Source organism: Sphingobacterium sp. UBA1897 (genome assembly GCF_002337775.1).
Lineage (GTDB): Bacteria > Bacteroidota > Bacteroidia > Sphingobacteriales > Sphingobacteriaceae > Sphingobacterium > Sphingobacterium siyangense.
Genome location: NZ_DDGR01000014.1, coordinates 1 through 20,060, shown reverse-complemented (window position 1 = coordinate 20,060; position 20,060 = coordinate 1). Strand labels below are relative to the sequence as shown.

At 35.0% G+C, this 20,060-nt stretch carries 15 protein-coding genes; 8 read left to right on the top strand and 7 right to left on the bottom strand.

The features are described from left to right. The first annotated feature begins 43 nt into the window (after positions 1 to 43). Positions 44 to 511, top strand: a complete 468-nt coding sequence (locus tag B4N43_RS07795; protein ID WP_159732720.1) for a helix-turn-helix domain-containing protein — start codon at positions 44 to 46, stop codon at positions 509 to 511. Positions 512 to 763: 252 nt separating this feature from the next. Here the strand turns inward: B4N43_RS07795 and B4N43_RS07790 are convergent, their stop codons facing one another. From B4N43_RS07790 to B4N43_RS07770, 5 genes are all read right to left on the bottom strand, one after another. Beyond that, positions 764 to 2,074: a TolC family protein gene (locus B4N43_RS07790; protein ID WP_286733944.1), complete on the bottom strand. Its 1,311-nt coding sequence runs from the start codon at positions 2,072 to 2,074 to the stop codon at positions 764 to 766. Then, positions 2,071 to 3,390, bottom strand: coding sequence for an HlyD family efflux transporter periplasmic adaptor subunit (locus B4N43_RS07785; RefSeq protein ID WP_286733942.1), 1,320 nt, complete (start codon positions 3,388 to 3,390; stop codon positions 2,071 to 2,073). The genes B4N43_RS07790 and B4N43_RS07785 overlap by 4 nt, the downstream gene beginning before the upstream one ends. An 11-nt stretch (positions 3,391 to 3,401) precedes the next feature. Further along, complete coding sequence (locus B4N43_RS07780; protein WP_286733941.1) at positions 3,402 to 5,621, bottom strand: peptidase domain-containing ABC transporter; 2,220 nt, start codon at positions 5,619 to 5,621, stop codon at positions 3,402 to 3,404. A gap of 513 nt (positions 5,622 to 6,134) precedes the next feature. Continuing rightward, on the bottom strand, positions 6,135 to 6,944 hold the full coding sequence (locus tag B4N43_RS07775) for a hypothetical protein (protein ID WP_286733940.1): 810 nt from the start codon (positions 6,942 to 6,944) through the stop codon (positions 6,135 to 6,137). 147 nt (positions 6,945 to 7,091) lie between these two features. Further along, on the bottom strand, positions 7,092 to 7,967 hold the full coding sequence (locus B4N43_RS07770) for a DUF7689 domain-containing protein (protein WP_286733938.1): 876 nt from the start codon (positions 7,965 to 7,967) through the stop codon (positions 7,092 to 7,094). A 164-nt stretch (positions 7,968 to 8,131) separates the two neighbouring features. On the opposite strand from B4N43_RS07770, the gene B4N43_RS07765 reads away from it, so the two are divergent. From B4N43_RS07765 to B4N43_RS07735, 7 genes are all read left to right on the top strand, one after another. Continuing rightward, complete coding sequence (locus B4N43_RS07765) at positions 8,132 to 10,006, top strand: glycosyltransferase family 2 protein (RefSeq protein WP_286733936.1); 1,875 nt, start codon at positions 8,132 to 8,134, stop codon at positions 10,004 to 10,006. Positions 10,007 to 10,016: 10 nt separating this feature from the next. After that, a complete protein-coding gene (locus B4N43_RS07760) occupies positions 10,017 to 10,949 on the top strand; it encodes a hypothetical protein (RefSeq protein WP_286733934.1) in 933 nt (310 codons plus the stop codon). A 17-nt stretch (positions 10,950 to 10,966) separates the two neighbouring features. Continuing rightward, positions 10,967 to 12,073 carry a UDP-galactopyranose mutase gene (gene glf / locus B4N43_RS07755; protein WP_286733931.1) on the top strand — a complete coding sequence of 369 codons (1,107 nt, stop codon included), beginning with the start codon at positions 10,967 to 10,969 and terminating at the stop codon, positions 12,071 to 12,073. A 378-nt stretch (positions 12,074 to 12,451) separates the two neighbouring features. Then, positions 12,452 to 13,432 carry an AAA family ATPase gene (locus B4N43_RS07750; RefSeq protein ID WP_286733930.1) on the top strand — a complete coding sequence of 327 codons (981 nt, stop codon included), beginning with the start codon at positions 12,452 to 12,454 and terminating at the stop codon, positions 13,430 to 13,432. 21 nt (positions 13,433 to 13,453) lie between these two features. After that, positions 13,454 to 15,955 carry a S8 family peptidase gene (locus B4N43_RS07745; RefSeq protein ID WP_286733928.1) on the top strand — a complete coding sequence of 834 codons (2,502 nt, stop codon included), beginning with the start codon at positions 13,454 to 13,456 and terminating at the stop codon, positions 15,953 to 15,955. Positions 15,956 to 16,076: 121 nt separating this feature from the next. Then, positions 16,077 to 16,790 carry an AAA family ATPase gene (locus tag B4N43_RS07740; protein WP_286733927.1) on the top strand — a complete coding sequence of 238 codons (714 nt, stop codon included), beginning with the start codon at positions 16,077 to 16,079 and terminating at the stop codon, positions 16,788 to 16,790. A gap of 9 nt (positions 16,791 to 16,799) precedes the next feature. Then, on the top strand, positions 16,800 to 17,504 hold the full coding sequence (locus B4N43_RS07735; protein ID WP_286733925.1) for a hypothetical protein: 705 nt from the start codon (positions 16,800 to 16,802) through the stop codon (positions 17,502 to 17,504). A gap of 361 nt (positions 17,505 to 17,865) precedes the next feature. Here B4N43_RS07735 and B4N43_RS07730 read toward each other — a convergent pair whose 3' ends face one another. Both B4N43_RS07730 and B4N43_RS07725 read right to left on the bottom strand, forming a co-directional pair. Then, positions 17,866 to 19,011: a hypothetical protein gene (locus B4N43_RS07730; protein WP_286733924.1), complete on the bottom strand. Its 1,146-nt coding sequence runs from the start codon at positions 19,009 to 19,011 to the stop codon at positions 17,866 to 17,868. Continuing rightward, positions 19,008 to 19,571, bottom strand: coding sequence for a hypothetical protein (locus B4N43_RS07725; protein ID WP_286733923.1), 564 nt, complete (start codon positions 19,569 to 19,571; stop codon positions 19,008 to 19,010). Before B4N43_RS07725 ends, B4N43_RS07730 begins: the two co-directional genes overlap by 4 nt. Between the last annotated feature and the right edge of the window lie 489 nt (positions 19,572 to 20,060).

The window sequence follows — 20,060 nt, the reverse complement described above, 5'->3', positions numbered from 1 at the left end:
ACATTATTATCCATATATTTGTTTGTTTTCAAAAAGAAATATCGTGGGAAAATCAGTCTTAAAAATTCAAAGATCAGAGGCAGGAGAAATAAAAAAATTATTAAATACAAATGATGCTTACGTTGTCGGCGTAAGACTGTATTTGGTATATCTGGTTGCCTTGGGACATTCAAGCAGACGGCTATCGGAACTCCACAGTATCAGTTTCAAGCAGATAACAAATTGGGTGCACCGATTTGAAAAGGAAGGTATAGAAGGATTAAAAGATAAGAAAGGACGAGGGAGGCGTAGCGGGTTGTCGGAAGAACAGCTGGAAAGAATCAAAGAGCTGGTAATAAAAGAAACGCCATTGAATCATGGATATCAATCAGAAAAGTGGACCGGACCTCTTTTGATACAGTGGATTAAAAGAGAATATGGTTTAGTATATCAAAAGGCGCAAATTTATAACTTGCTAGCCAAGGTTGGAATTATCTTTGAAAAGAAACTTGGCCTAATATCTAAAGTGTAATTATTTGTTATACTTTCACCAAAATTGATGAAGATCCCATTACTCCGAAATACCCAGGGGTTTGTCTTTATGCTCCTAAGGGAGTCGTAAAGTTGGCTGAATACTGAAAAGTGTAAAGGCTGGAACTAGAAACTATTATTGTAAATTTTAACTTTTTAGGACATCAATAAGTATCCTCTTACTTTAAAATTAGTAATTCAAGTCTGAATATGCACCTACCTTTAAATGCTCCAATTTTTTGAGGAGAGGTCACTATTTCTTTTCAATTATTTGAAGGCTCACGATTTTATAAAAGAGTTGATATCTACTGGTTATCAATTTATATTCAGAAATGTTGTATTCAGTCATAGCTTTATATAGGTCTATTGAAGAACTTTTACCTACCTTATAACGCTCATTTAGAGCCTCATAATTAATTTTATTAGCTTCATATGACGCCTGAATTGCCTTTAGTTCTTCCTGTGCTGCCTGATACTCAATAATAGCCTGTGTGTGTATTTGTCTTCTTTCAACAATTTTTTTCTCCTTTTCATATAACAAAGATTTCGCTGCTAATTTTTCTGAGTATATTGTATTTTTTGTCCTGAAACCATCAAAAATTGGCATTGTCAATGAAAGATTACCATACAGAGTCCTGTTTTGATTCAACTGGTCCCAAAAAGTTATTACTTTACCGGTATGAATATTTTGACGCTGGGAAGAATAATTTGTACCATAACTTCCATTAAATACCAAAGTTGGAAAGTAATTTGTTCGTGCCAGTTTTATTTTTAAGTTTTGCAGATCTAGCTGTCGATCGATACTTTTAACATAAAGATCACTGCGCTGGTCAAAGGAAGTTATTAAAGGTATTTGCTCAAGTTCTTTAGGTAGAAACAATTGAATATCTTCTGACTCACTTATATCTAATATCTGTTTTATCTTTAACATAGAAAGCTCATAAGCATTTTTAGTTGTTACCGTATTTAGATTATCATTAGCAAATTTTGCTTTCGCCTGAGCCAAATCAATTAATGTTCTTTTACCTACATCCATCAGAGTTTCCTCTTGTTTAACTTGTTCTGCTGACAATAACCGCTGGCTCTTTGATGCTTGCCAAAGATCATGGTTGATAAGAGTTTGTGTGAATACTGCCAATAGCTGGAGTTCCAGCTCCTGTAGCAGCTTCTCTGTCTCGATTTCTGCAATACCCCAATTAGCTCTTTCTACATCCAAAGCCAACAGTTTCTGTCCGCCTTGAAATAACACGACCGTAGTTCCCAAATTACCCGTTGCATAATTAGACCATTGGTTTCCTGTGATCAGTTTTCCTGAAACTGGATCAAAAACCAACCCCATCGTATGTTGATTGTTTGCAGTGAAAGTGAGGTTTGGATACAGGTTTCCACGCGCAATATTAACATTATTGATAGCTATTTTTTCCTTTAAAAAACTCTGTTTTAAACTCATATTATTTGTATACAAAAGATCTTTAGCACTTACCCAATCTATTTGTCGCTGTGAAAACACAAGTTTAGGTATCACAACTAATAGATTTATAAAAACAATTTTTATTAATCTCATCTTGAATGACCTATATATTTAAGGTTATCAAAAAAACGTTCGATCAGTCGGCGATCTTTTGTAACAATTTCGACAGTCCCTTTCGCTTCGAATTTAAAGCCTAGCGTTGTACCATAATTGGTTTTCAATCCATCAGGAAATACTAACGTTACCAAATAGGATTCCATTGCTGAGCCATTTTCAAGATTCACTGTGCTGGATACAAGACCAATATTCTTTACTACAGCTTCAATGTAACCGTATTCCAGATATGGATAGTCTGCCATCTTAACTATGGCTTTCTGACCAACTTTGACCTTACCAGCGCCTTGAATAGGTAACATAACTTTCCCTAGAGCTACATTTTGTTTTGGAACTATTGAAAAAATAGCCTCTCCTGCTTCTACAAACTGATTGTTATTCCAAAATTTCAAAAACTGAGCTTCCCCTTCGATAGGAGACACCATGAGATATTGTTTCTCCCAAATATTCATCTTATCGATAAGATTGTTATAAGCTGTCAGTAAATCTAAATCCAGCTGTAATTCTTTTTCTGTTTTTGTTATTCTATTTTGTTGGATTGAGTTTTCGGTCGTACTAATCTGCTCTCGAACAGAACCAGAATTACGAGCCGAGCTTTTCATCTGATCCTCAGCAGTCAAATGACTGGCAAGAGACTGTTCATATTCTGCTTCGCTAATAAGGCGTTTGGCGAGTAAAATTGAATCGCGTTGCAATAATTTATCCGACAATTTCAAATTTCTTTGACTAAGATTCTCCTTATCTCGCAAAGTGGTCAGTGCAACTTCTTGCTCTTTTAGTATCCGAGATAAAGATTGTTCTTGTTTTTCATACAACTGATGATCTTGATAATCTGACAGTTGTTTAAGTGCCGATAAAAAGGTGGTATATGGAATAGTAAGATCTCCAAGGTTGATATTTTTTGGGAGTTTATTATAAATAATTCGTGAATTGATCACGGGGAATCTAATGGAATCAATTTGGGTCTTGATATATTTTACTTTGTTAGGATCAGCGGAATTATCTACCCAGGCAAGCAGATGATCTACTTTCACTTTGTCTTGTGATTTAATATTATTCAGCCGTAAACGCCCTCTTTGTGCTGAAACGATCTTTAGAGGGGATTTCTCAGCAGATACCGTCACCTCACCAGTGACGATATCAGGATATTTTACTACGAATCCAAAGAAAATCAATAACGCGACGATCAAACAAACTAAAAATGTAACATTTCGCGCAAATGTAGTAGGCATACGCTCAATGATATCTCGAACTTCTTCGGTTCTTTCCTCTCTTATTATGTTTGGTTCATGCATATACTTGGTCTTTAATTTGTTAAAGTTGTCATCTCCGTTTGACTATCCACCAGTTCGAAATATCTCCCCTTTCTTTCCATCAAGCTTTCGTGATCACCTACCTCGGCGACATATCCATCTTTCATAACAATAATTTGGCTGGCCTTGCGGATTGTGCTCAGTCTATGTGCAACCACAATCACTGTCTTCCCATTGAACACCTCATCAAGTGCAGTCGTTATTTTCCTTTCATTAATAGTATCGAGGGCATTGGTAGCTTCATCAAAAAATAATATGTCAGGATTTTTATATAATGCTCTAGCGATCAAAACACGCTGTTTTTGCCCACCGCTCAGCCCTCTTCCATTTTCGCCCATCTGAGTATAATATCCTAATGGAAGTTGCTCAATCTCTTGTATAACATTTGCTGCTGTTACAGCTTTCTTAAGTCTTTCATTGTCGGGACTTTCGTCATCTAGAATGATATTATTTAAAATGGTGTCATTAAAAATCTTTCCATCCTGCATTACAGCGCCGCAGCGGTCACGCCATTGACGTAAACTAATGTTATTGATATTCATATTTCCGATAAGAATATCACCATAACTAGGTGAATACAATCTTAAGAGCAATTTTAACAAGGTTGATTTCCCAGATCCGCTATCTCCTACAATTGCTGTCACTTTACCTCCGGGAATATGCAGAGATATATTCTTAAGAATAAGAGGAGATACTGGTGTGTACTGAAAGGAGACATTCTTAACATGGATATCATGACTTCCAGCTAGTTCCATATTATTTTTACCGGTATCTTCATCTTCGTCTCTTAACATCTGAACCTCATTTAACCGAAGAAAACTGATTTGAGCAGATTGAAATGATACCATGAACATAATAAATTGCTGGACGGGACCATTCAACATACCAATAATAAATTGTGTAGAAATCATGATACCAAAGGTTATTTCACCAGATATTACAGCTTTTGCACAAAAAAAAGTGATCAATAAGTTTTTGACACTGTCAATGAAATTAGCACCTAGGTTTTGTACATTATTAATTCCTAGCATTCGAAGATTAACTTTAAATAAGCGCGCCTGTATTCCCTCCCATTTCCACCTTTTTGCTTGTTCATAGTTATTTATTTTAATGTCCTGTATACTTCCGATAGTCTCTACCCAATAACTTTGATTTTTGGCGGTCAATTCAAAATAATCCCAGTCTAATTTTCTTCGAAGTCTCAGAAACAACATAACCCATAAGATATACAGAATACTACCACTAATAAAAATATAAAAGATCGTGGAGTTGTAAATCAATAATACTATGCTAAAAATAGCAAACGTTAAACTCGAGAAAAGAAGATTTAAAGAATTGTTCATAATAAAACTTCGGATCCGCTCATGGTCGTTAGCACGTTGTAAAATATCGCCCAACATTTTATTCTCAAAGAAAGAAACAGGAAGTTTCATTAACTTGATTAAATAATCTGAAATTAAAGCAATATTGATCCGAGAAGATATATGTTGTAATATCCAATCTCTTACCGCTGAACTTAAGGTAATACTGACAATCAATGCTAAGTTTGCCACTAAAACTATATTTATAAAACTGACGTCCTTTGTCTGAATACCAACATCAATTACAGCTTTTGATATAAAAGGTAATACAGCCTGCATTGCAGTAATGAGGAGCATTGTTATCGCTAGGTAGTAAAAGCTGTTTTTATAGGGTAAGAAATATCCAGTTATATTTTCAATCAGCCTGCCACGCTCAGCCTTTTCTCCCACCTGTCTCTGTTTAAAATCTGCTTGAGGTTCGAGAACAAGGACAATACCAGAGTTTCTATTTTCATTTTTTTTAATCCATTTTTCTTGAAACTCACTCATAGCGCATTTTAAGTGACCTTTAGCAGGATCGGCGATGTAGAATAAAACTTCCCCGTTTCCCTTTTTTTTAATATTATAAATTACTACAAAATGTTTGTCTTCCCAATGAACGATAACTGGAAGAGGAACTTTCGTTACTAAAGCATCTATTGGACAACGAACGGCAAGAGATCTTATACCGATTGTTTCAGATGCGTGGGAAATTCCTGCTAGCGAAACCCCTTCCCTCGTATTACCACAAAGGTCCCGGAGATATGGAAGAGAATAATATTTGCCATAGTATTTTGCAATCATCTTAAGACAGGCGGGACCACAATCCATCTGATCAAGTTGCCTGTCCATAGGAAATTGGATAATTTTCATTCTTGTTATAATAAATAGGTTTTAACGAGTGTGGTTAATTCAACTTACTAACGACTCCAATTTTGTTTTTCCAATCGCTTAATACTCTGTTGAACTTTCTATTAGCTTTTAGTGGCAGCTATAGTCACCTGTTCCATCATACTACAAAATTAAAGCACATGCAATTAGAAGTATCAATGAAACCTTAGTTAAAGAATAATGATTTTTATTTTTCAGTATATTCATTGACAATTCATCTAGCTTTTTTTGATCGATCTTTTAATGATATTTTTAAAAATTATCACCTTGTTTATTATAGCCTTTGTTTCAATCCTAAATCATCAAATTAATTAAGACTGAAAAACAAATAGTCATCCGAAGTTGATTAAAAAGGTATAAATTACTGCTGCATAGAGAACAACTCTAAATTGTTTCTATCCTCAAGGAACGCCCGTATTTGAGGTGGTTAATTTTCCGAAAATCTACGATTTGGCTTTCTATTTGATGAAATAAAAATAAATATGTAATATTCGATCAGTCCAAAGAAAGCGCATTTAGATATTTAGAAGGGACAATTGTCACTTTTCCATTCTTATGTAACTGGATAAAAAATTTAATATTGCTTCTTCCATTTACACCAGAATCATAAATACCAGAAGACCATTTATTTTCCTTATTTCCAAATACTCGTAGGGCCGCTTCAGAAAATGAAGATTTTTTGCCCACAATCAATTTTAAGTCATTAAGAGTCATCGGAGATGTTCCTTTTTCTGAGATACCTTGTAGTACGATTATTGAATCAAGCACAACCGTATTTTTAGAATTTTGTACTTCATCCCCAATTTGTTTTTCAATATCCTCATAATTCCCATTATATCGCGCTGCCCATCCTGTAAATATTAGTGATTTCTCCCCAGAATTAAGACGGTAAGATTGGACTACACTATCGGGAAATATCTTTGAAGTAAATACCCAGTGTGTTGGAAAATTTTGTTTTTCCATTCCATATAGCTTGGACACCGATAACCTTGGAAATGTAAAATTAAGCTTTCCATATTTATTTTGAAGATCCAAAACATCACCTTTGAACGCCATATCATAAAAAGTTCCCTTAGATGATCTATCATTAATTCTGATGACTGAGGGCTTACCTTCTTCAAACCACACAACAACAGATTCTATATCAGAATGGTTTTCAAATAATTTTTTATTGGTATTATCAAGACAGGTAGTACTGAAGGCAACAATAGAAGAGGCCACTCCTTCTTTATATTTAAATGTTTGAGCACAAACTTCCAGTGTAGGACCAAAACATAGTATGATTAGTAATACAAATATTTTCATAAATAAATAATAATTCAATATTTTCATAAGTCAACATTTGGAAAATACACATTTATTGTATCTATCAAAACTAGGAACTATCTATTCAAGAAAAACAGATTTTGTTTAAAACATTAATTTATTTTACTCCTACCTTTGATTTCTACGTTAATTTGTTTTTAATCTATAAAATTTTTCACCAGCAGCAGTATGGTACCGATCAAATAAAACTGAATAGTCTTGATTCTCTTCAAAATTGAACCCTCCTGCTTTCCAACTATACTGTCCGTTCGAATTTCTAACAGCTGCATGGACAGGACTAGTCATTGTACTATTATTATAAAAAACAACTATTGAAGATTCACTTTCGTAACATTCTTCATAAAACATATTTATATATTGATTAAACTGCAATGCTTCATCTTCAGGCGTTCCATGATTATCAGCAAACCAATATTCATCCAGTCCCGCGGCATACCCAAAACAATTATATTTTTCTTTAGGAGTTGGAACCCGAAAACCTCCCATATTAGTATCATAAACCTGATCGACCTTATACAATTTAAACTGATAACCACCTGCTGTTAAGAGGTATTCATCCATCATCAAAGTTGCATCATAACCTGCACCGTTATTATAGGTATGATAACCCGTCGCATAAGCAATAATATGACCGCTGGAATCTTTTAACCAGGGATCAATGCCACTATATCCATAGAAAGGAGGGGCATAAATGACCCACCCGCCGCTATTTAGATTTACCCATGGATTGAAATTAAAATAAGAACCATACATATTCTGGTAACTCATAGAATAATTCCCAGGTATAATTGACGGTCCATAACCTGCATTATAATGGTAGTTCCCATCACTATCTATCGTCATCTTAAACCCCAAAGACTGAAAATACACAATATAATCATCAACTGTCCCTCCTCTTCCTCCGTTAATTTCTGAAAGTAGCTCCAGTCTCTCAAAAGGTGAATGCTCTAAAGACAATTCTTTCTCAAGCTCTTCAAAAGATAATTTTTTATCGGTCTTCATATTGATTAGTTATGGTTATTTAATTAAAAATAATAAATATTTAAATAACCTTGCATATAATTGAAAAAAAAATTATGTTAGTAATATTAAATTCGCTACAGTTCATGTAAAATAAACTAAACCAATATTAATATGCGACTTACACATCACTTAAACTAAATTTTATGAGGGGATTCTCCGTTATAATGCCTACTTACAATCAATCGAGTTTTATTCTAAGAGCTATAAAAAGCCTTGAAAAACAAACATTTAAAACCTGGGAATTAATTATTATTGACGATGGATCAACTGATGAAACAGATAGATATATTAAAGATTTGGTAAATACCAGTAAACACAGAATAAAACATATTAAAAATGAAGAAAACAAAGGGATAGGTTATTCAATAAATCAAGGTATTGCGGCTGCATCTTTCGAATACATCGCCTATCTTCCTTCCGACGATTTTCTTTATGAATCTCATCTTAGTGAGCTTTTTAATGCACTGGAAAAATCAGAAGACATTATTCTTGCATTCAATGGAATGCAATATGAATCAAATAATTCTCTTACAGTCACTCACGATTTTGAGACAAAGACCACAAGAAGTAACTATTGTCTTCAACTAGTTCAGGTAGCACATAAAAAAACCGATGACAAATGGGTGGAGAGATCCGAATGGGTCTCTGAAAATCTCTTTTATTCATTTTGGCAAAAATTAACATACAGGGGAACATTTTATCCAACACATAAAATAACATGCTATTGGACATCCCATCCATTTCAAAGACATAAGATTATGTCGGAACAATACGGAGGAAACTTAAATTATTATAGAAACTTTTATGGGGTTAAAACACCTTTAAAAATAAAAGCTTCTGACGATAAATTTGTTGACGAAGTAAAAATGTATGAAAAATTTGTTAAGCCCGCCACAATTAGTATTCGTGAATCTAGATCTCTAAAAATACTAATTGTGGGTGAGCTCGGATATAATCCAGAAAGAATTTTTTCATTTGAAACGGAAGGGCATCAATTGTTCGGGCTTTGGTTAAATAGACCACCATATTCTCATATCAATGTAGGCCCTATCCCTTTCGGGGGCATTGAACATATTAATTTAGAAGACTATAAAAATCAGATAGCTAGAATAAAACCCGATATAATATATGCTTTATTGAATTTCTGTGCTGTTGATCTTGCATATGAAGTTATGTTAAACTTTCCAGACATTCCTTTTATCTGGCATTATAAAGAAAGTCCGCAGGTTGCTATAGCTGCAGGGACTTGGAACAAACTTATTCACCTATATACCCATGCGGATGGTAGAATATATATCAATGAAGAATGTAAGGAATGGTATGAACAATTTTTGCCAGAAGAGTCTTCTAGGAAGAATAATAACTTCATTTTAGACGGAGATTTACCTCATCAAAAATTCTTTACAGACGAATTTTCACCTAAATTATCCGAAACATTAGGCGGAGTGCACACTGTAGTTGCAGGCAGAATGATAGGTATTAATATGAATGATATGCATGCACTAGCGGCTAGTAATATTCATTTACATTTATATACAGAAAGTTATCATCAAAAAAATAGAGATCTTGTAAATCAGCTTAAAACTAGGTTCCCTGATCATTTTCATATCCATTCCCATTGCCGAAATTCAGAATGGGTGTCAGAATTTTCAAAATATGATGCAGGTTGGTTACATCTTTTTAGAAGTAACAATTACGGAAATATTGAACTAGCAGGCTGGGATGATTTAAATATTCCAGCGAGAATTTCCGTGCTAGCTGCGGCTGGGCTCCCCGTTATTCAGAGGGATAACAGGGAACATATTGTTTCTATTCAATCTATTGCTAAAAAAATTGATTTTGGAGTATTTTATAAGGATTACAATGAGTTAGCAGAGAAACTCAATGATAAAGCAAATATCAAACGTCTAACCGACAATATCATTAGAGAAAGAAACTATTTCAACTTCGATTACCATCTACCCCTCTTAGTTAGTTTTTTTAACCATATCATTACCGCCAAAAAGAATGAGAGATAATTTTAAATACATGAAAGAACTGTTAGCGATCAGCAACACCATTTTGCTCTACCATCCAACAGTTACATCATTAAGTTTCCTAGAAGGCAGATTAGGAATCACTACTTTATTTTATAAATTCTCAGAGTTGACTGGACAAGAGCAATATAAGCTAATTGCTAATGAAACCATTCGTGAACTATTTGTAAAATTCAAAACAAAAAAAATTGCTATTTTCAATCTGTTCGAAATCGGATTAGGAATCTCGATTCTAATCAAAAAGGGTTATATTCAAGAAGATTTCAACTCTCTTTTAAAAGAAATCGACAAATTACTCTCGAATTTAAAACCAGAGATTGCTAAAAATATTAAAGACAATTCAAAACTCGCCTGGGCAGGAGTGTACATTTTGAATAATACTGGGAATTCGGACTATGAGAGACAACGTTTAATAAATAAGGCCCTTGGTATTTATGAAAGTATCGATTCATATAGTCATTTTTCCACAATTGAGATAATTGCTCTGTTTTACTTTTTTCTAACAATTTTAAAGGATCAAATCTACACAAATAGATCATCTCTACTATTGAAGAAAATAGATAAAGAGTTGTTTTCATATCATACTGTCAAATTAGATTATGATTATCAAATTTTGTTCAGTTTCTTTGAAACGAAAAAAGATTCACCTATACTTTATTTACCACATCTCTCGAATGGTTTGAAAAATAATCCCTCTGAATGTAACAATAATGAAAAATGTATAAAGGAAAGTCTTCATTCTTTTTTATTTGGATCAACGTTGTGGACGCAAAGTTTGGAACCTGACTTTCCAACAATGGTAATGCAAAAACAATTCAGAATTACCGATAACCATTTCTCTCTCAATAATGGTTTCGCAGGATTAGGCCTAGCTATCTTATGTCATGAAAAATATTTGATTGCCAATAACAAAATACCCCATTAATTTTATATCTCTCCAAAATGAGCAAAAAATATGATTATCTAATAATAGGAGCGGGACTTTTTGGATCTATTTGTGCATATGAATTACAAAAAAGAGGATTTAGCTGTCTTATCATTGAAAAACGAGATCACGTTGGAGGCAATATGTACTGTGAAAACGTAAATGGTATAAACATACATATGTATGGTGCTCATATTTTCCATACAAATGACGAAAAGATATGGAAATACATTAACAAATTTGTTTCATTTAACAATTATAGACATTCCGTTATCGCAAATTATAAAAATGAGATTTACAACCTTCCATTCAATATGAATACATTTTCAAAACTTTGGAATGCTGTTTGCCCAAATGACGCTCGTAATATTATAGAATCACAGAAAATTCCGAGTAGCTCTAAAATTAAAAATCTTGAAGAGCATGCTTTAGAAACAGTTGGTCAAGATATATATGAAAAGCTCATAAAAGGTTATACAATGAAGCAATGGGGCAGATTACCTTCTGATCTGCCCGCTTCAATATTAAAAAGAATCCCTTTAAAATTCACTTTTGACAATGATTATTTTAGTGATACTTTCCAAGGGATACCTAATGGAGGATACAATAAATTATTTGATCAACTTCTCACCAATGTGGAAGTAAAACTATCAACAGACTTTTTCGAGGAAAAAGTCCAATTAATGGCTTTAGCAAAAAAGATTATCTATACTGGACCGATCGATGCGTTTTATAATTTCGAATATGGCCACTTAGATTATAGAAGCCTGGAGTTCAAGCATAATATTTTAGATTGCAACAACTATCAAGGAGCACCCGTTGTAAACTATACTGATATTGATGTTCCATATACACGAATTATTGAACATAAGCACTTTGAATTTTCTAATACTCCATCAACAGTTATCACTTATGAATTTCCTAAAGCATTTGAAAAAAATAGCGAACCTTATTACCCTATAAATGATGAAAAAAATAATAGATTATATAGACAATATCAACAAAAGGCGAAAGAGGACAAAAACATAATTTTTGGAGGACGATTAGCGGAATACAAATATTATGATATGCATCAAATTATTGCTTCAGCACTTGCTAAAATCAAAGACGAGACCTCAATCTGATTTGCTTCATCTTATGTTTTCGACTGATATAGCCTTGCAGTTTGTCTTGTCTTGAAAAAAACTTTACAGATTTAACCATTTGATTTGTATTTCGATGGCCGTACGGCACCTTATAATAACAATAAAAAGTCTTTGGAGCTATATATTTCTATTCTGAAGGGCTGGGTGTTGAAGAAAAGAATCTACAAGTACTAATAGATTGCCGAGAGAAATTCGAAAGAAATATTGATGTGAAGTTCAAAATTTGGACTTCGCATCTTTTTATTATATACGATTTAGATTCCTTGATAAATTTTATTATCTTTAAGTAAAGCCTAAAATCGGCACCTATTTTGATTATATAACCTTATATTTGCAAAAATTTTTGAGTACAGCATAATGGCAGCATTGGAACAAATAAAGAGCTTGATTCGCTCATTTGGCGAAGGAGACGAAAGTCGTTTCTATGCTACTGCTATGCAAATAGCTGCCGCCGAAGCGCGCCAAGGCCATACAGCCTTAGCCGAAGAGCTCAAAAAAATGATCGACAAAGCTAAACTCTCTAAAAGTAAAGAGTCTGTTCTGATCAAAAAGCTTCCTGTCAATAGTGCTCAAAAAGAATTAGACGATTTACTGGAATTAGTGCGCCCTGAGGTAAAACTCAAAGACATGGTACTCTCAATGAATGTACGAAATTCTATCCAGCGTGTACTCGATGAGCAACGTAAAATAGACATTCTTGAAAGTCATGGTCTAAGTGCTCGTAGAAAGCTTCTTTTTACTGGTGCTCCAGGCTGTGGTAAGACAATGAGTGCTCACGTACTAGCGAGTGAACTGGGCCTCCCCCTATTCATCATCAGGCTCGATGGATTGATTAGTCGATATATGGGTGAATCCATTGCCAAACTTCGTCTAGTATTTGACGCAATGCGTGATTTTAGAGCTGTCTATCTTTTTGATGAGTTTGATAGCATTGGTACCTCACGCTCTGCTGGAAATGAAGTTGGCGAAATAAAACGTGTACTCAATAGCTTCTTGCTACAGATTGAAAAAGATGATTCAAGAAGTTTGATAATCGCTGCAACTAATCTACCTGAATCTTTGGATGTGGCGCTATTCAGACGCTTTGATGATATCATACAGTTTCCTCTACCTACGGAGGAAGATATTCACCAATTATTTGATTTAGAATTCACTGGGTTTGACCTCCCCTCTACTATAGATCTAAGAAAAGTTACTCATAAAGCCATCGGATTAAGCTTTGCAGACATTCACCGTATTGTAAGTGATGTATGGAAAGATTATCTAGTTTATGGTGATAAAAATGTGAGTGAAGAAAAAATACTACATTATGTAGAAGGAAGGAAAAGACCTTTTTAAGGGACTTATTCTTTTTTCAATATGCCAGAAAATAACCTACCCCATCTAGAAATAGATGGAAATTTTTATGATGCCAAAAATTACACCTCTACTATTCGAGGAGGACATACAGTTTTAGCTCGTAGCGAAATTAATCGTCAACAACACGGAAACTCCGTTGAAGTCAGATTTAATGAAGCTTTAGTCGATTTTCGCGAAGGGAAACAACCTCAAGATTTCGTTTATCTTGTTTTTAAATCTGCTTTAGGATTTGAGCTGGATATTGATAAGTTTGACGATAAATCTAATTTTCGTATTGCATTCACGCGAATTTGTAAAGAAACCGACGAATTTGGAAATCTCATCGAGTATCAAGAAGCGGGGATTTATTTAGACAAAAAATCTATTAAAGCCTTTTTAACTAAAATAGATAATTTCATAAAAAAAGATACTTGGCAGAGTATCAGAAAAGGAGACCCAAAACCCCAAAACAATTCTCTCATCGCCAACATAGATGACATCAGAGCAGCCACATTAAAGGCTTTTTGGCAAGAGCCAGAAATTGACTTTCCTGACCTGGATATAGATGTTTGGTGGGAAGTCTGGCTTGATTACGACGGCAATAAAGAGCATATTAACCATTGCAAATCCTTAATGGAACAAAACGGCTTACAAATTGGTCGGCAGTGGAGCTATTTCCCAGAACACGCGGTCGGTTATATCAAAGGATCTGCTCGACAAATGGAAAGTCTTCTGTATTTGGAATGCCTAAGTGAATTACGCAAACCCCGAGATCTAGCAGACTTTTTCACTCACGCAGAGCGATTAGACCAAGATAACTTGATCAATGATCTTTTACCAAGGGTAACAAACAATGCACACGAACACGGTGTATCGATCTGTCTATTAGACACAGGGGTCAATCACGGTAATCCTTTACTCGCTCCCCATATTAAACAGCGAAATCTTTTAACAGTTTTCCCTGATGGACATGTTGCAGATAGAACAAATATTATAGGTGGTCACGGAACGCCAATGGCCGGTTTAGCACTTTACGGAGATTTAGCAGATATACTAGGAACTAATCATCCTGTAAATATTTCGCATGAATTTGAGAGTGTAAGGATTATCGACCATACTAATCCACATTATCCTCAAAATTATGGATTCGTAACCACTGAGGCTCTTTCCACAGCGGAGGTTATGAATCCCTTTCATAAACGAGCTATTTGCATGGCTGTTTCTACAGATCATTATCAACATTTTGGGACACCTTCACTATGGTCTGCAACAATTGATAATCTCTCGTATGGATCAGAAGAGATAAATGATAAAAACCTATTTATCGTTTCATCTGGAAACTTATTGGACGAAGTTCGAAGCGGCTACCCACTTGTGAATGATGACCATAGTATAAATGACCCTGGGCAGGCATTTAATGCCTTAACTGTGGGTGCTTATACACTGAAAGATAGCATAGATTTAACTATCCATCCTCAATCGGAATTGCTTGCGAATCGTGGAGCAATGTCTCCTTGTAACACAACCTCAGTCAATTGGGCAAATGAATGGCCTAGAAAACCAGATATTGTGATGGAGGGTGGTAATCAAGCATTGCAATATGGTGGAGTGTTACGTCCTGATTCGCTGCAGCTGTTAAGCACATCACGTGGCACCACGCTGAAATGGTTAACATCATTTGGAGATACAAGTGCAGCGACAGCCTTAGCTAGTCGATTTGCTGCACAATTGTATATTGCCTATCCTAATTTTAGACCGGAAACAATAAGAGCTCTCATTGTCCATTCCGCGGACTGGACCCCCGGCATGTTAAATAATAGAAACATAAGCCAATTATCAGCTGCCGAAAAAATGAAGCTATTACAAACAGTAGGTTATGGTGTACCGAATCTCACTAGAGCAATTAAAAGTGCTTCTAATTCACTCACATTAATTTGCGAGGCAGAGCTGAAACCTTATAAGTTAAAGGGTTCGGATATCAAAACTGATAAATTCCATTTTTACGACCTACCATGGCCAAAGGACGCACTTCTAGACTTATTCGATACCCCAGTTAAAATGACGGTCACCCTTTCTTATTTTATAGAACCCAATCCAGGAAATAAGAGATATGCAAAAGCAAATAATTACGTGTCGCATGCATTAAGATTTAAAATGATTGATGTAAATGAGAGCATAAAGGCCTTCAAAAAAAGAATAAGCGCAGATGAAAGAGATGACGATTACCAAAAAGAAGGACAAGAGAGAAATTGGAGCCTTGGAGAAAAACTTCGAAATAAAGGTTCTGTCCACAAAGACATTTGGGAAGGTACAGCCGCAGACCTTGCAACCCGAAATGTTATTGCAATACACCCTACAACGTGCTGGTGGAAAACCCGCAAAAAACTAAAACGCTATGAAAATATAGTTCGGTATAGTCTAATCATTAGTATTGCCTCCCCAAATAATGATATTGATATCTATACTCCTGTAAAAAATATGATCGAAGCTAAAGTAGCTATTCCTGTTGAAATTAAAATTTAACCATGTTGAGGTAAGTGGATGGTTAAAAACATCAGGATCTGAAACCAGATACATAAATCAGGGGATTCGAAGTAAAAGAATCAAGAGCTCAACTATCAACATATAGATAAAGTAAAATAACATGATGTATATTAGCCAAATCCGAAATAAAAAACCTTTGGACGACCGCGAACATTATCCGTATAGTATCCCGTCATTGTCAACACTGGATGAACTAAAATTTCGGAATCCTGTGACCTTCATCGTCGGAGAAAATGGTATCGGAAAATCAACACTAATAGAAGCTATAGCCATAAACGCAGGTTTCAATCCTGAAGGTGGAAGCCGCAATTTTAATTTTAGCACCATGGATTCCCACTCTGCTTTATTCGAAGACATCCAAGTAATACGAACGGCATATCGCAACAGAGATGGCTATTTTCTCAGGGCTGAAAGTTTTTATAATGTAGCCACGGCAGTAGATCAATATGAGGTTCAGAAATTCTATGGTGGATCGCTACATGAACGTTCTCACGGTGAAAGCTTTCTATCTTTATTACATCATCGGCTAAACGGCAACGGACTCTATATTTTTGATGAGCCAGAATCAGCACTGTCTATCATAAGCCAGCTAAACATGCTGAGCAGAATAAGAGAGCTTGTAGAACTGAGATCCCAATTCATTATCGCAACACACTCCCCCATCCTAATGGCCTATCCCGAAGCTGACATCTACCGGGTATCTGAAAATGGAATAAAGCTGATTGCGTATCAGGATACTGAACAATACAAATTGATGAAGTATTTTATGAATAACCACGAACGGATGTTATCCGAATTGGGCTTCGATTTTTAAATCAAAAAAATGGAAAACATAAATAAATGCAAAGAACTTATTGGGAAAATATATGTGTTATATATCAAAAGTAAAGTTGCACTAGCTGAAGCACATTTAACAAGAAGCACGAAACTCTATTTTGAAAAGTTCAACACCAAAAATGATCCCGAAATTAACATCGAAATATTAGATTATTTGGTCACCAGAGAATCGCCTGTTTACGCAGAGCTTTCAAGAAAATGTTGGGTCCTATTTGTCCTCGAAATAACCAAAATCTTATCAAAATCCAAAGGAGAAAAATTTGGGATTGGAAAGCTGTACAATAAACTAGTACACAAAGAATTCAAAGAAGATATTTCTCTTGATTGCTTTAGCGAGATTTTAAAGATGATCGAAGATAATGATCAAGATTCAACACTTAGTAAGCTAAAATTGCTACGTGATAAATTTTACGCTCATACAGACAACGAAATCAATATTATAACACAAGACTTATTTCCTACCTACAATGAAGTTTGGGAATTAATGGATGCCATAGAACGATTTTTAGTAGCAATCTACTCAGAATACGATGCTGGTATAGATTTACGAATTGATAGATTTCTCAATAAGTATGCAAGAGAATTTGAAAAGACTTATAAATATTTTCAAACTACAATGGATATCGCAGATATCTACCGTTTAGAAAGGCATTTCAGTAAATTGGAAATTGAGAGTTTTAGAAAAAAATAGTATTGGTATATAAAAATTGTATATTTTCCAAATTAATTAACAAGTCTAATTGTTACGGGATACCATAAAATATGCTTCTCATCTAACTGTATTTTAGATAAAAACATTTTTTATATGGAAACAATTAAAGCAATCAAACCGGGGCCAAAGCCAAACAAACCTGATGGCACGCCCGACAAAAGACGACGGGTTACTCCGGAAACGAAACCCAAACATCCGGATCTGAAACCGCATAAGCACAAACCCGGGGATTCTAAGTAAAGGAATAAGGGCTTCAGCTATACTTTTTAGCTGAAGCCCTTATCTGTACGTCGCAATTTTAATAAATTTCCAAACTGTACAATAGTGCAGATTCCTTTGACTATGGCATTAGAGGTTCTATTCCAAAGTAAAATCTATAATTTCTCGTTTCTATACTACAACCATTTGTAATCACACATTGTAGAACAAGCCAACCACCTGATCCTTTAGAACTGACTTGCACATAGTCCCCACTTGCTGTCCAAGATACGATCGGGCTCCCAGCCGATTTAGAAACTAAAGACCATGAATAACTCGTTTGACCTGCCGATTCATAATTATTAAGGTTCATACTACCTTCGTACTTGACATTACCAGTCCCTTGCAGCACTTTAAATGTTTCATAATCATAGGCCTCTAAATGATCTAAGTTTTCAAATCCTATTACCGTGCTGCCCCCTACCATTATATTTTTGTCATAAATTCTTCCATCTATAGTTGATCTCAATTTGACAGTACCATTTGCTGTACCGATTCGAGTCACTTTCCATTGATTGTTGCCCAATGCCGTAAGTGTTGCAACGTTGGAAGCATTTTCAAGTGTTACTGTACCCGGGTTGACAATAGTATAAATATCTTCGGCACATGTCTGCGCTGGACCGGTAATAATAGAAGTAAAATATACATCCATTTTAGACATTTCACCCCATTCGGAACAATTCGATGCTTTTCCTGCCACCATGATCGACCTCAGCTGCGTATCATTTATGTTTAAATTAATTGTAGGTGCTGTTGTGATGGTTTGAATCCCGGTATTCGTCGTCCACAAAAATGAAGCGGCAGGAAAATTCGCATTGACAATATTGGCTGTATAAGTTTTAGTTCCGATAAAATTACCAGGGATTTCCTTATCGCCACTTATATTATAACGGGATGCGGTTTTAACTTTAACGTTCAAATCTAAATAGGTTGAGCCACCTGGTATCCCGCCAGTTCCAGAGATTTCGTACTGAACACGGAGTCTCCATTTACCTTCATCGGTTATATTTCTATTCCATCTAACAACTACAGTATTTGTATTCTGGCTTACAATGGTACCATCAACCACAGACCATAGATAATGGCCAGTATACGAAACTCCGCTGAATGAATATTGATAGTTAACTTCTGGACAAGGATTCGCTTCACCAGATATGACCTGCCCCATCAGTTTATCAGAAAAAAGGGCAAATAAGAATAATATTATAAGATTTATTTTAGTTTTCATTTTTCAATTAATTTAGGTGACCACTCTTCAAATTCTCCATCTTTTACATTTTTAGAAAAGATTTTATGCATATAAATCTTCCCATGCTCTCCCAATGTAATCTCCTGACTACTATAAGATCTTTTACCTGATTCCGCATCTGCATCCAAAATCACAGCGATTAAATACTTTCCGGGACGATAATCTTGCAATTGAATTCCTGAGCTTTTAGTGATATTCTCTGTTTTCACTTCGGTATTTGTTTTCGTATCCAGTGCTATCCCTTCAAGTGCCCGATCTACATCTTTTATGGCAAGTGTCTTATCATCACTAGGCCACATAATAATTGTCGCTTCAACCGGCGATACATAAAATTTTTGCCAAGGATTATATTTAATTGCACTGGTCCGAACGTGAACGACAGACATCTTTTCAGGGATTCCCATAAATGGATTTTGAGGTTGTTGATATAAACTATCTAAACCAATGCTTTCTTCCTCAATAAAGGGCTCATCTACCCTTTTTGAACAACCTGATAAGATTGAAATTAAAATTGGGAGTAATAAAAATTTACTTTTCATGTTATTTATTATTAATGATTAAACGCTTTTAACTTGTCACCAAAACAAAATATATTGATGATCACATGACATTCTATTTTTTTAAGAACCCTCTTTCTAACGCCAAGATTTCGCTTATAGACAGATTACATTTATCTGTCAAGCTGTTTTTAATTAAATTGTGTTTTGCCATATTTTCATTCTTTTAAGTATATAGCAAAAGTAGGCTGGCTTACGCCGCAATTTGAGGAAAAGAAGGGGTAAGTAAGCGGTAGTGAGGAGATACCGAAAAGTCGGGGTTGCCTTTCGCAAATCTGTATTATGTGTAGGAATGCATTGACCTACTACACCCAAAATGAGAGGGGTGAAGGCAGTCATTCTATGTTAACTAAAAAGGGCGCATTTATATCTTTAAATAAGCCCCACTTTGTCTAAATAATATTAATTGTTTTATTTAGCTTCACTTTGGTATAGAAGGAAAATTGTTAAATATGCTGCTCCCCTAAAACT